Genomic DNA, 13809 nt, shown 5'->3' with positions numbered 1-13809 from the left:
TCCTTACGCCTGGAGCGCAGCCTGAGCCAGCTCCTCATACTCCGCCACGTCGCCTTCAAGGTCGGCGATGGCGGCCTGCCAGAACTTCGGGTCGCGAAGATCGCCACCGAGGTAGCGCTCGGCGAGCTCCTCGGAGGTCATGCGGCCCGAATCCAGAAGCAGGTTGTCGATCTGTTCGATGAAGCCTTCGCCCTCTTTTTGGGCGCGCGCGTACACCGCCCGCGAGAAGAGGAAACCGAAGGTGTAGGGGAAGTTGTAGAAGGGAAGCCCCGTCAGATAGAAGTGCAACTTCGAGGCCCAGAAGAGGGGGTCGACCGACGTCAGACTCTCGCCAAAATGCTTGAGGAAGATCGCCTCGGTCATCTCGCTGAGCTGCTCTTCGTTGAGCGGACCTTCGGCGCGGGCCTCGTGCATCGCCAGTTCAAGATCGTAACGAGCCGGGATGTCCATCAAAAAGGCCACCCCGCGACCCAGGCGCTGGTCGAGCAACCCCAGACGCTGCGAGGCGTCGGCCTTGGCCAGGGCGCCCTGCTCCACAATGACTTCGAGCAGGGTGCTGGCCGTCTCGGCCACGCCCATCCCCAGGTCGCGCTCGCTGGAGGGAAGATCGCGCATCACCCAGCCGTGATAGGCGTGCCCGAGCTCATGCGCCAGCGTGGTAACCCCGGAGGTCGACCCGCCAAAGGTCATGAAAATACGCGTCTGACCGCTGACCGGAAGCCCGGAGCAATAGCCGCCCTGCGCCTTACCGGGACGATCTTCGACCTCGACCCACTGGTCGCGTAGCGCCATCTTGCAGAACTCGGCGATACGCTCGGCAAAGCCGCCCACCTGATCGACGATAAAGGTCTGCGCCTCCGGGTAGGTGAAGCGCGGTGCCTCACCACCGACCGGCGCCATCAGGTCGTACCACTCCATCGCGTCGACCCCGAGCAGGCGCTGCTTGGCCTTGAGGTAGCGATGCAAAAGGGGCTGTGCGCTGCGCGCGGCCTCAAACATCGCCTCGATCGTCTCGCGCTCCACGCGGTTGGCGTTGAGCGAGAAGGTTAGGCAATCCTGGCCGCGTTTGTTGTAGAGGGTCTGCGCGGCACCCACGATCGAGCTCAGCGCCGCGGCGCATACCGGCGCAAGATCGCCCCAGGCCTTCGCCAGGCCCTCGTGAGCGGCGCGGCGTACCTCGCGATCTTTATGGTCGAGCAGGTTCTTTGCCTGCCCCACCGACATCTCCTCCACCTTCCCGTCGCGCTCCACTTCCACGCGCTGGCGGGAGCTCGCCTGACGGTAGAGCATCCCCCAGGCGTGCAGACCATCGCGGTTGAGCTCAACCGCCAGGTCTTCGAGCTCCGGATCAAGTTGCGCGTCGGCGTCGCGACGAAGCTCTTTGAGATAGAGCTGCATATCGCCAAAACGTGGGTCATTGAGCAGCGCCTCGAAGACCTCATCGCTGAGTCCCCGAAACTTGCTCTTGAGCGCCACGGAGAGCTTTCCATTCGCCGTGCTCACGCCGGTGAGCTGGGCCGGAAGTCGCAGCGCCACCGGATCATCGGCGTGGGCCGACGACATCCCGCTGGAGAAACAAAACGCCTGCGAGAGCCGGTCGTGCAGCTCAAAAAGCCCGTCAAAGAACCCGCGCCACCCGGCCAATGCCTCCTCGCTCAGCGGCGCACTCGCCGGAAACGACTGCCTGGCGAGCGCCGTCTCGAGCTCACTCACGCGCGACTCCAGCCAGCGAAGCTCCGCCTGAAAGGTCTTCGAGGTCGGACCGCCGGCGAAGACGCTCTCCATATCCCAGGTGGGGTCGGTGGTTGGAAAGGGACGCGACATAAGGGCTCCTGTTTAGCGAATCAAAGTGAACTTGAACTCCGCAGCGACGCGCACATCAAAGGCGTCTTCTCGGAATCCATCGGAAGGCCGCGCAAACATAGTACTGCGACCGCGTTGAAACAATGGCCCTTGGTGCCAGGTTCTTCCGGCCCGGTCGCGGGACGTTGACGCGGCGCGCTCCCATCTTCTAAACCTCCCCCTGGACTGCACATTTCCTCAGCCCCCGACATCCGCCATGACCAAACCTGCCGAAGTCACCAGCCCCGAGCGGGAGCTGGCCGCCCGCGTTGACGCCCTCAAAAAAGAAGTTCAGGTGGCGATGCGCGACCTCAACCGCGCCCGTGGCGCGCTGGAGTCGATGACCCGCGCCGGCGACTTCGCCTCCGACGCTGCGAAAGTTGCCGAGGCGCTGCGCGACCTGCGCCGCTCCTCCCTCGAAGCGCTGGGGCTTGAAGATGAGCGCGTGGCGCTGGTCGGCGAGCTCGACGCGCATTTTGAACGCGAAAAAACGCGCGCCCGCATGATGCTGCTCGGCGAACTCGACCGCGCGCTGCGGGCCGACGGTGGCCGCCTGGAGCATCTGGGCGACCAGCCCCTGACGCTCGGTGTCGGGCCGCTGACGCTCACCATCGACCTCCTCGCCAGGCGCGCGACCTTGAGCTACGCCCGCGAAGCTCTGGCCGAGGTCGACGCCGACGCGCAGACCATCCTCAGCGCGCTGAGTGAGGCGCGCGCCGCCATCCAGGATCGCGCCCTGGAGAGCGAGGTCTTCTTCGAGCAGCTGGAGCGCGCCTATCGCGTGCAGCTGGCGATGATGGGACTTCCCGATGGCGAGCGCGTCGACCTGGTGGACCTGCTCGTGCCTCTCTCGCTGGTGGACGCCGACCTTGCTGCCCGCCGCAAAAAGGGCCTCGACGCGCTCACGCCCTGGCCGCGCTACCTGCTGGCCTACCAGCTGCAGCGGTTGCGGCGCGACGGGCTGCTCGAGCGCCAGGGGCGCCGCCTCGACCTGGGCACGGCCACCGGCGGATCCACAAAAAATAAACAGGATGTGCTTTTTGTCCCTGGACCCGGCACAGATGGGCAGTATTACTTATCGCTCCGTTTCCAATCCGTACCGGGAACCCCTGGCAGCTGATGTCGTCGACGTCGGGCGTGCACGTACGCACATGTGCGCCTGGGATCTGACTGACGCGCTCCTGTGCGCCTGACCGACTCCCGCGCGAAGTCTGCGCGTTTTGCACCCCACGGATCGACCTATGAGACCTTCCGAACCCAACGCCGTCATCGAAGACGCCCTGGTAGCACGCCACATCCTGCAGCGCCTGGGCGAGGGTGGCCAGCCGCCGCAGCACGGCGTGCGCCGTATCAATGTGGGCAACGAGAGCTACCTTAAGGTGCTCGAGCACGAGTACTTCGACTACCACCTGCGCTTCGGCGCAAGCTTCAAGCTGGTGCAGGGGTACTTCGGCGGCGGAAAGACCCATTTTCTCTACTGCGTGCGCGAGCTGGCCTGGGATCGCGGCTTCGCCACCGCCGTGGTGGAGCTCTCGCCAAACGAGTGCCCCTACGACGATAGTTTTAAGGTCTACCAGGCCGTCGTGCGCCGCATCGGGCAGCGCCCGCGCACCGCGCTGGGCTCGCCAAGCTACGGGCTGCCCGATCTTCTGCGAAACCTGATGGACGATCGCGTCGACGCCGCGCTGCAGACCCCCTCGGTGCCCGACGTCGACGCCGCGCGCGAGGCCGTCTTGCAGTGGCTGCGCACCACCGTGGCGCGCGCCGCCTGTGAGAGCCACTCTTACCGCCGCGCCATTGTGGAGTTCGCCGCCGCCTTCCTCGAAGGGCGTTTTGAAGACGAGCAACGCCTGGAGGCCTGGCTCACCGGGGAGTCGATTCCGGCCAGCGAGCTGCGCGAGCTGGGGGTGTATGAGGACATCGGCAAGAGCAACGGCTTTATCATGCTGCGCTGCCTCACCCAGATGATCGTGGGGCTGGAGCTTCCCGGCACCGTGCTCCTCTTTGATGAGGTCGATCGCAACCTCTCGGTGAGCGTCAAACGCAGCCAGATCATCGGCGACAACCTCCGTCAGGTCATCGATCTCTGCGGCCGCCACCAGCTTCCCAACACCCTCTTTATGTACGCGGTGCCGCCGGAGTTTATGCGCAACGTCGTGCCGGATTACCCGGCGCTCTACCAGCGCTTAAAGAGCCCGGTGCCCCTGAGCGTGCGCAGCCCTCAGGCGGTGCTCATCGATCTGGAGCGCCTGGATCTGGAGCCAGCAGAGCTCCTCTCCACCCTGGGCGACAAGCTCGTCGGTGTGTTTGAGTCCGCACGCGACTGCGCCTTCGATCGCACGCTGCAGGCGTCCAACGCCCGCGCGCTCGCCAATGCCTGCGTCTACAGCTACTTCGAGGTCAACCACCGCCGCCTCTTCGTCAAAACCTGGGTCGACTTCCTTCACCGCCAGCTGGTCGACGGGGAGCTTGAGCTCGACGCCAACGCCGCCACCGATCTGGTGCTCTCGGGCTACGACGCGCTCGCCCAGACCCCGGCTCAGGACGACTTCTCCGACTTCTAACTCCATTGCGCTGTCTCCACAGGTGACGCCATGATCGCTGAAGCAGAAGAAGTCGAACATCCCGTCCACGGCAGCGGCCGCCTGGTGGGGCTGCGCCGCAATGGGCGGCTGGCGCTGGTCAACTTTGAGACCCTGCCCCTTCCTACGCTGGTGCCCACCCGCGAGCTCAAACGCCCGGGTGCGGGGGCGCCAGCCGCATCCAACACCGAGCCCGCAGCCCTCGCCACGCAACCTCATGACGAGGAGCACCGGCGCACCGCAACGAACACCTTGCAGCGCTACGCCCTGGAGCCCACGCAGGCCGATATGGCCATCGAGGCGATGCGCCTGGGAGTCGTCCCGGCCCAGGGCATTGAGGCATTTACCGTCGCACGCGACGCCGCCTTCGCCAGCCTCAACGCCGCTCTTGGCGAGGCATCCAACGAGGGCGCACTGCGTGTCATTGAGGGCGACTACGGCGCCGGCAAAACCCATATGCTGGAGTGGCTCGGCTCGCGTGCGCTCTCCGAGAACTTCCTCACCGCGCGGGTCACCCTCGACGCCGACGAGACCTCCCCGGCCCACCCGCAGCGCGTCTACCGCGCGATGATGCACACGCTGCGCTACCCCGACCGCCCCGACGAAGTTGGCCTGGGCCTTGCTCCTCTACTCGATCGCGCCCTCATCTCCGACAGCGCGCGCGAGCGCTTCGCCGTGGGAGAGCGTGGTCATGGCCCCCACCTTTATCTGAGCGCCGCGCTCAACTGGCTCGACGCTCTCAATGCCCCCGCGCTCGCCACGGAGCCCGATCTTCCCTCCTGGCGTCGCGCCGTGCTTGACTGGCTCGAAGGGCAACGCACCCGATCGAATCAGGGCCTCAACGACGAACTCAGCGCGGCCCCCGGCCATCACCCCTGGCTCTACAGCCTGAAAGACTACCGACCGTGGGCCCGTATCTACGCCTTCATCTTAAGCGGCCTGGCCACGTTGGCTCGGGAGTGCGGCTACGCCGGGCTCGTGGTGATGGTCGATGAGGCCGAGCGCTTCGCGCTCCTCTCCCGCGAAAACCGCGAGCACGCCGCCGCCACACTGCGCGCCTTAAGCAGCGCGGCGCTTGGCGACGCGCTGACACCTCACCCCTCCGACGCCACCCTCGAGTTGGGTGGCGTCGGAAGGCTACGTGAACTTCCCTGCCGTTTTGAGCCCGCCTCGGGACTGGGCGTGGTCATGGCGCTCACACCCAGCTACGACGACGACCCGCTGCTCCACGGCCTCTTCCCCGAAAGCGCCCGCATTGAGCTCAAGCGCCCCCAGCCCTCCGACTACGCCGAGCTCGCCCGCCGCGTCAGCGCCTTCTACGCCGAGGCTCGAAACGGCCTGCCCTTGCGCCCGGAGCAAGTCGACGCCATCGCCCAGACCATCGAGCGCCTCAGCTCCCGCGGCACCCTGGGCTCGATGCGCCAGGTGATGAAGACCCTCGTCGAGCTCCTCGACGTTCACCGCCACTTCCCCGAGCGCGCCGACGGTGTCGTCGACAACCTCGCCCGCGTCAGCCACTTCGACTTCTAAAAACCATGACCTCACCCGCCGACACCCTCGACGAACTTCGCGCAGCACGCGAAGCGCTGCGCCACACCTGGCACGCCTTCTATGCGCGTTTTGGGAACCTGCGCGAAGCCCAGCGCCTGGCGGTCGCCCCGGTCGTCGCCGGGCGAGATACCCTGGTGGGGGCCCCCACCGCCTCGGGCAAAACCGAAGCCTTAATGGCCCCCCTGGCCCAACGTCTTCTAAGCCGTCGCGATGCCCCCACGGGGCAAGCGCGCCTGCTGGTCATCAGCCCCACCCGTGCGCTCTGCAACGACCTTCATCGACGCATTGAGCCGCCCCTTCGCCAGTGCAAACTCAAGGTCGGCGTGCGCACCGGCGACCACAGCCTCAACATCACCCGCGACGCCCCGCCGGTGATCATCACCACCCCGGAGTCCCTCGACTCGATGCTCTCGCGCTGGCCCGCCTCCCTGCGCTCAGTGGAGGCGCTGCTCCTCGATGAGATCCATCTCCTCGACGGCACCGCCCGCGGCGATCAGCTCCGCGTCTTGCTGGAGCGCCTGGAGCGCATCTGCCACACCCGCCCCCAGCGCTGCGCAGCATCGGCCACGCTTCCGCACGCCGATGAGATCGCCCGTCGCTACCTCCACGACCCGGAGCTCATCCTGGTCGGCAGCGCCGGGCGCGGCCTCGACGCGCGCCTGGTTCACACCCCGGAGCTGGCCGACGCCGCCACCGACATCGCCGAGACCTTCCTCTCGGGGGAGTCGCGCAAGATCCTCGTCTTCGCCAACGCCCGCGCCCAGGTCGAGACGCTGGTGGCCTGCCTCTCGGCACACCCCCGACTGGCCGGACGCATCTTCGCCCACCACGGCTCCCTCTCGCGCTCGGTGCGCCTGCGCACCGAGCGCCGCTTCCTCGACGCCCCGGCGGCCATCTGCGTGGCCACGATGACCCTGGAGCTGGGCATTGATATCGGCGACGTCGATCGCGTGGTGCTGGTGGGGCCACCTCCCAACGTCGGCGCCCTCGTTCAACGTGTGGGGCGCGCCAACCGCCGCGGCTCGGTGGCCCACGTCACCTGCCTGGCCTCCGACGACTTTGAAGCCCTGCGCCTGGAGCATCTTCTGGTCTGCGCCGACGAGGGCCGCCTCTTTGAAGACTCCGTGCCTTTTCGCCCCTCGGTGCTCGCCCAGCAGGCCATCTCCCTGCTCTTTCAGAGCCGCCACAACTGGATCGGCGCCGAGGTCCTGCACCAGCGCCTGCCCGCAGCTGTTCAATCGACCTACTCGCCACACGATCTTCTCGATCTTCTCACGGCGATGTGTGACGCCGGCTACCTCACCCCCCTCAATGGCCAGCGCTTTGCCGCCGGCGATCGGGCCCTGAAGATGTATGAGCACGGCCTGATGCACGCCAACATCGACGACACCCCCGAGATCGAAGTCTTCGATGAGACCACCGGCGAACTTCTGGGGCGCGTTGCGCTGAGCCGAAAACAACGCGAGTCGCTGGGCGACGGTCAGGAGCTCGGTCTCTCCCTTGCCGGACGCCGCCGCGAGGTCGTGCGCATCACCCAGGATCAGGTCTTTGTCGACAGCGCCTCCGGCGAGGCCCCCAGCGCCTTCTTTGCGCGCCAGGCGCCGCGTTACGCCTTTGAGCTGGCCCGCGACCTGGCAGCCTTCCTGGGCATCGGCCACCACGAGCTGCGCGTCGAGCGCTGGACAAAAGGCGCGCGCCTTGGCCACTTCCTGGGCACCCGCTGGGGACTTCTCCTCGACGGCATCCTGCGCGAACGCGGCCTGGCCACCCGCCCCGGAAACGCCTTTTTTCACATCCTCAAACGCGATCCCGAAGTCAAAGACGGCCTCGACGACGTCGAACGCATTGAGCGCGACGCTCGCGCCTTCATCGCCCGCGAGAGCGAACGCCTGGCCCGCCGCCTCGACATCGGTCCCTTCTACGACGGCCTGCCCCCCAATCTTCTGCGCGCCTGGCTTGATGAAGCGCTGGCTCCCGCCGACTTCGCCCGCCACCTCGCGCAATGCGAGTGGATTGAGGGCCCGATCTTTCCCGTCGGCCCGGACGACTAACGCACCTCGAGGGCGTTTGGCCTCACCACCTGCTGTGCGTATGGTGAGTGCTCGCTGCGGGACTTTGTGTCGTCAGATGACTTCCCTTCAGGGCGCGCTGTGCTGGATACCATCGCCGAGTTCATTCAAGCCTCCATCGGCCCCTACCTGCCGATGACCCTCACCGCGCTCGCCCTGACCGCCGCCCTGCTCTCCTCCGGGCATATCTTGCTCTCGCGCCGTGATCCCGGCTCCGCCATCGCCTGGACGGCCCTGGTGTGGCTCGCCCCCCTGCTCGGCTCGGCCGCCTACCTGATGCTGGGCGTCAACCGCATCCAGCGCCGTGCCGAATCGCTGCGCATCCAACACCACCAGCGTCGTCACGCCACCGAAGATCTCACCCTGAGCGACACCGAGCTCCGAGAGCGCCTCCACGAAGACGCCGAACACCTCATCCCTCTGCGCGCCCTGGTCGATCGCGTGGTGCGCCGCCCCCTGGTCGCCGGCAACAAAGTCCGCCCCCTCTTCGACGGCGACGACACTTACCCGGCCATGCTCAAAGCCATCAACGAGGCGACCTCATCGGTTACCCTCATCACCTATATCTTCGATAACGATGAGATCGGCCGCACCTTCGTCGACGCTCTGGAGCGCGCCCACAAACGCGGCGTCAAAGTCCGCGTGCTCATCGACGCCGCCGGCCTGCGCTACTCCTTTCCCTCCATCCACCAACGCCTCAAGCGCGCCCGCATCCCCTCGGCCCGTTTTCTGCCCTCCATCCTCCCGCCGCACATCATGACGGTGAACCTGCGCAACCACCGAAAAATCATGGTCGTCGACGGCACCATCGCCTTCACCGGCGGGCTCAACATCCGCGACGCGCATCGCCTCAACACCAACCCCAAATTTCCCGTCCACGACCTGCACTTTCGGATCGAGGGCCCCGTCGTCGCGCAACTTCAGGAGGTCTTCTCCGAAGACTGGGAGTTCACCACTGGCGAGCGCCTCGAAGGCCCGGAGTACTTCCCCACCCTGGAGCCGGTCGGCGACATCGTCGCTCGCGGCATCTCCGACGGGCCGGATGAAGACATGGATCGCCTGCGCTGGACCATCGTCGGCGCCATCGCCTCGGCCCGCCACCGGGTGCGCATCATGACGCCCTACTTCATCCCCGACGACTCGCTGATCACCGCGCTCAACCTGGCTGCGCTGCGCGGTGTGCAAGTCGACATCCTACTCCCCTCAGTCAACAACCTCGTCTACGTGCAGTGGGCCTCCATGGCCCACCTGCGCAGCCTTTTGGACTGGGGCTGCAACATCTACTTCAGCCCGCCCCCCTTCCATCACTCCAAGCTGATGGTCGTCGACCGCACCTGGTTCACCCTGGGCTCGGCCAACATCGACCCGCGCAGCCTGCGCCTGAACTTCGAGTTCAACCTGGAATGCTGGGATGTCACCCTGGGCGGCCACCTCGATCAACTCCTCCAGGACCACATCGACGAGGCCACCCGCCTCACCCGCGAAGATTGGGAGGGCCGCCCCCGCTGGCAACGTCTGCGCGACGGCGTCGCCGCCCTGCTCTCCCCCTACCTCTGAGCACGTCAGGTCGTCTCGAGCTGCTTTGAGCGCTCATAGATCTTGCGCGTCAGCGCCGAGATCGCCGCCTGGCTCAGCTCCCGCTCTGGCACCCAGCGCCAGCGTTCGTCGGCAAACGTCGCCTCCGAGCCCACCTCGGCGGCAAAGATGCGCGTCAACAACCGACGGTGTGAGAAGACATGCGTCAGCTCGCCAACTTCCTCGGCGACCACCTTCATCCCCAGCAATGACGCCACCTCGTCAAGCTTCGGCCAGCGTTTGCCCTCGCGCTCCACGGTGGGAAACTCCAGCATCCCGGCCAGTAGACCGCCGGCATCACGCGGGCCCACCAGCAGCTCTTTCCCCCGCCGCCCCTGGCGCGTGACCACCACTGCCACCGCCCGCATCGGTTTGACCGCGCTGCGACGCGCCACCTCCGGCAACGCCTCGGGCTCACCACTGGCAAAGCCCGCACAAAACTCCCGCACCGGGCAGAGCAGACAGGCCGGCGATCGCGGCGTACACACCCGCGCCCCGAGCTCCATCAAGGCCTCATTAAAGTCTCCCGGGTTCTGCGGATCGACCAGCGCCTCGGCCAACCCCCAGAAACTCTTTTGATTGGCCGTGCTGCGCGGATCGCCCTCAATGGCAAAGAGGCGCGCAAAGACGCGAATCACATTGCCATCCACGATCGGCGCCGGCAGCCCGAACGCAATCGACGCGATCGCCCCGGCCGTATAAGGCCCCACCCCCGGCAGCGTGCGCAGCCCCTCCAGCGTCGAGGGAAGCTCCCCGCCGTGTTCCTCCACGATCACCTTCGCGGCCCGATGCAGAAAACGCGCGCGCCGGTAGTACCCGAGCCCCGACCACTGCTCGAGCACCTCCTCCTCATTCGCCGCCGCCAGCGCCGCTACATCGGGAAAGCGCGCCATCCACCGCTGAAAGTAGTCGACGACGGTGACCACCTGGGTCTGCTGCAGCATGATCTCGGAGACCCACGTCGCATAAGGATCCCCCACCCCGCGCCAGGGAAGCTCACGCCGCTCTCGCCAGAACCAGCTCAGCAGCGCGCGCTGAAACGCGTCCACTCGCCCCGCAACAGCGCTGGCAGCGAGCACCTCACTCACGCCGGCTCCGGCGCCACGCACTGATTGGTCGACTCCTCATAGACCTCATCGTCGGCGCAACCCTCGCACCCCGACTCGCAGCGGGCTACCGGACAGCCGCGCTGATCGTCAAAGATCTCCAGACCGCAGCCCTCCCGACACTGAGGCTCCTGCACTGCCGGGCAGGTCATGCATTCTTCATTCGCCTCATTATAATACTCCCCCTGACGGCAATCCTCCGGCCGATCGGTCGCCTCAGCGCCACAGCCGACCATCAGGAGCACCGCCGCCGCCAACATCCACTTCTTCACACTCACCTCTGCGTCGTGACCATCACAGGTGGCATCGCCACCGGGAGCTCTGTCCTAACAGCGTCCACAGGCCCTGAAAAGCCCCGCCGCAAGGCCCGGGCGTCGATTGCGCCGCCGCAGGGCCTTTGTTACGGTATGTTGAACGCTCACCCCGAAAACCTGCGGGCTCTACCCTCCCCGCCTCCCGGTGTGTGCGACGCAACATCCCTCTCCTTTTTAGCCGTGAACGTCGACTCTTCGCTCTCCTCGGTCCAAGCATGTCAGCAGGCGCCCGCATCGGGACGGTCATTGAGAACAAATACCGCCTGGACGAGCAGATCGGTCATGGCGGCATGGGCGCCGTATACCGCGGCACCCAGCTGATGGTCGATCGCCCCGTCGCCGTCAAACTGCTGCATCCGAACTTCGCGCATCAAAAAAACGTTCAGGCCCGCTTTGAGGTTGAGGCCCGCGCCATCGGCCGGCTCAACCACCCCAACTGCATCACCCTCTACGACTTCGGTTACTCCGCCGATCTCAACGCCTTCTACACGGTGGTGGAGTACATCGACGGCACCCCGCTCGATGAGCTCGTCAACCAGCGCATGCCGCTGAGCACCGTGGTCACCATCCTGCGCCAGATCGCCTCGGCGCTCGACCACGCCCACCACCACGGCATCCTCCACCGCGATCTCAAGCCCGAAAACATCATGCTCGCCAGGCAGACCGACGGCAGCGAGGCCGTCAAGGTTCTGGATTTTGGCATCGCCCAGATCATGAGCGCGGAGAGCGATAGCGGCGATGACTTTGAGGCCGACCGCCTCACCCGCGCCGGCGAACTCTTCGGCACGCCGCCTTATATGAGCCCGGAGCAGGCGCAATCCTCGCGCACGCTCACCCCGGCCACCGACCTCTACTCGATGGGCATCATCGGCTACGAGCTCATCGAGAACCGCCTGCCCTTCTTCGCCGACACCCCGCTCGACATCTTGATGATGCACATCCATCAAGATCCGCCGCCGATGCGACGCAGCGGCGTCCCCGAGGCGCTGCGCTCGGTGGTGATGAGCCTGCTGGCCAAAGATCCGGCCGGGCGTCCGCCCAACGGCAAAGCCGTGATCGAGCAGCTGGCGGCCATTCCCGCCGAAGCGCTCGACGCCCCCCTGGCTGCCGCCCCGGCAGCCCCGGACGCGGCCCGCGCCGTCGACCCCACCCTGCTCAACCTGGACACTGGCGAGTCGCGGCCTATTGAAGGTCTGGACACCCCGCTGGACATCCCCCTCGACCTGACCTCAACTCTCCCCCAGACATCACCCGCGCCGGCCCCACCCTTGACCGCCGCCCATCACGCCCGCTCCCCGGAATCACCGACCGTGCCCACCATGATGGGCACCCCCGAAGATAAGCCCTGGCGCTCTCCTTCCGCCGATCGCATCGCGCAGTCCAACTCCAAACGCGGGATGGCGGTGATGCTGGGCGCGCTGATGATCGTGATGTTCGCCGGCCTGCTCTGGTGGGTCTCCACCCAGAGCGCCGACGAGCAGGCCGAGGCACTGGCTGAGACTCCCGCAAACACTCTCAACGCCAATATAAAAACATCTGACGAGGCCGCGACGCCCGAAGCGGCCCCCGTGGAGCCGGCTCCCCGCGAGGTCAGCGTCGCCCCGCTGGAAGCCGGCGAGCAGGCCCCCGAAGAGGCGGAGCCCGCGCCGGCCGTCGATAATTATCCGCCGCCGCCTCCCCCTACCCGACCGGCCACCCAGCGGCGCCAGGCCGCCTCCAAACCGGCCCGAACTCGCCAGGCTCGCAACGCCGAGGAGCGCGAGAAGTCGGCCAACGACGCGCCTGTCCGCCTCTACGACGACCAGACCGATGATGACGCCCCGCGCCGCCCGGCGCGCCTGGGCCTCTGAGGAGTTCTCTTGCCTGCACGACGCCGCCTGACCTCCCTGGCTGTACTGGCGCTCTTAACACTATGCAGCGCTCAGGCGCTCGCTCAAGACCCGGAGAGCCCCGAATACCAGCGCATGCTCCAGCTCAGCGATGAGGCCACGACCGCCGTCCTCGATGGCGACTTCGAGACCGGCGCCATCACCTTTCGCGCGGCCTTCAGAGCCTACCCCGACCCGGTGCTGCTCAAAAACGAGATGATCGCCTGGTACCGCGCCGGCGACTGCCACAGCGCGCTTCCGCCGGCGCGCAGCTTTTTGCGAAGCGAAAAAGCGCTGCCCGAAGACATCGCCGATGTGCGCACCGTCGAGCGTGACTGCCACCTTCAACTCACCGAAGAGGCGCTTGCCGCCGACGACATCGCCCTGGCCAGCTACCACCTCGACAGGCTCGAGGGGCTTGAGCTTCCGGCCGACTCTCAACAACGTCTGAATGAACTTCGCGCGCAGTACCAGCGCAAGGCGCCGCCAAAACCCGAGCCCGTGGCCTGCCCCGACGACACCGGCTGGAGCGTCCCTCCCCCCCGCGCGCTGGCCTTCTTCGGAGGCGGCCTCGCCGGTGCGATCACCGGCGCGAGCCTGCACATCGTGGCGCTGCAGCGTCAGGATGAGCTCGACGCCCTCTCCACCTCCGACGATCCCAACGACGCCCGTCGCCTCCGGCAGCGTCGCGCGGCCTGGGACGGCTACCTGCGCACCTCCCGCTGGCTTGTACCGACGATGTACACGCTGAGCGCAGCCGCCATCGCCACCGGCGTCTACCTCACCCTCACCGATGATGCCCCCGGCGAAGAAGACTCAAGCGAACGCGCGCTGCGCTTCGCACCGACGCTGGGCCCGGACTTTGGCGGGGCCCACATCTCCGGGTCCTTCTGAGACGTGTA

10 protein-coding genes are annotated in these 13809 nt (G+C 66.6%); 7 read left to right on the top strand and 3 right to left on the bottom strand.

The genetic code is table 11. The features are described from left to right. Positions 1 to 3: 3 nt before the first annotated feature. Complete coding sequence (locus FRC98_RS05455; protein ID WP_146980283.1) at positions 4 to 1824, bottom strand: M3 family oligoendopeptidase; 1821 nt, start codon at positions 1822 to 1824, stop codon at positions 4 to 6. A gap of 235 nt (positions 1825 to 2059) precedes the next feature. On the opposite strand from FRC98_RS05455, the gene FRC98_RS05450 reads away from it, so the two are divergent. The 5 genes from FRC98_RS05450 to cls all read left to right on the top strand — a co-directional run bounded on the left by FRC98_RS05450 (position 2060) and on the right by cls (position 9601). Further along, complete coding sequence (locus FRC98_RS05450; protein ID WP_146980282.1) at positions 2060 to 2962, top strand: hypothetical protein; 903 nt, start codon at positions 2060 to 2062, stop codon at positions 2960 to 2962. A gap of 121 nt (positions 2963 to 3083) precedes the next feature. Beyond that, positions 3084 to 4406 carry a BREX system ATP-binding domain-containing protein gene (locus FRC98_RS05445; protein WP_146980281.1) on the top strand — a complete coding sequence of 441 codons (1323 nt, stop codon included), beginning with the start codon at positions 3084 to 3086 and terminating at the stop codon, positions 4404 to 4406. 30 nt (positions 4407 to 4436) lie between these two features. Continuing rightward, on the top strand, positions 4437 to 5954 hold the full coding sequence (locus FRC98_RS05440; RefSeq protein ID WP_146980280.1) for a BREX system ATP-binding domain-containing protein: 1518 nt from the start codon (positions 4437 to 4439) through the stop codon (positions 5952 to 5954). Between the two features lie 5 nt (positions 5955 to 5959). Beyond that, positions 5960 to 8026 carry a DEAD/DEAH box helicase gene (locus FRC98_RS05435; RefSeq protein ID WP_146980279.1) on the top strand — a complete coding sequence of 689 codons (2067 nt, stop codon included), beginning with the start codon at positions 5960 to 5962 and terminating at the stop codon, positions 8024 to 8026. Positions 8027 to 8125: 99 nt separating this feature from the next. Next, positions 8126 to 9601 (top strand): cardiolipin synthase, encoded by a 1476-nt coding sequence (gene cls / locus FRC98_RS05430; protein WP_230467297.1) that lies wholly within the window; start codon positions 8126 to 8128, stop codon positions 9599 to 9601. A 5-nt stretch (positions 9602 to 9606) separates the two neighbouring features. Here the strand turns inward: cls and mutY are convergent, their stop codons facing one another. Both mutY and FRC98_RS05420 read right to left on the bottom strand, forming a co-directional pair. Then, complete coding sequence (gene mutY / locus FRC98_RS05425) at positions 9607 to 10707, bottom strand: A/G-specific adenine glycosylase (protein WP_230467296.1); 1101 nt, start codon at positions 10705 to 10707, stop codon at positions 9607 to 9609. Further along, a complete protein-coding gene (locus FRC98_RS05420; protein ID WP_146980277.1) occupies positions 10704 to 11003 on the bottom strand; it encodes a hypothetical protein in 300 nt (99 codons plus the stop codon). Before FRC98_RS05420 ends, mutY begins: the two co-directional genes overlap by 4 nt. Positions 11004 to 11254: 251 nt before the next feature. Between FRC98_RS05420 and FRC98_RS05415 the strand changes: the two genes are divergently transcribed. Then, positions 11255 to 12889, top strand: a complete 1635-nt coding sequence (locus FRC98_RS05415; protein WP_146980276.1) for a serine/threonine-protein kinase — start codon at positions 11255 to 11257, stop codon at positions 12887 to 12889. A 9-nt stretch (positions 12890 to 12898) separates the two neighbouring features. Then, positions 12899 to 13801 (top strand): hypothetical protein, encoded by a 903-nt coding sequence (locus FRC98_RS05410; protein WP_146980275.1) that lies wholly within the window; start codon positions 12899 to 12901, stop codon positions 13799 to 13801. The last annotated feature ends 8 nt before the right edge of the window (positions 13802 to 13809 follow it).

Origin of the sequence: Lujinxingia vulgaris, from assembly GCF_007997015.1 — a bacterium.
Taxonomy (GTDB): domain Bacteria; phylum Myxococcota_A; class Bradymonadia; order Bradymonadales; family Bradymonadaceae; genus Lujinxingia; species Lujinxingia vulgaris.
Note: the sequence above shows the minus strand (reverse complement) of the source record. Positions and strands in the feature narration are given on the sequence as shown.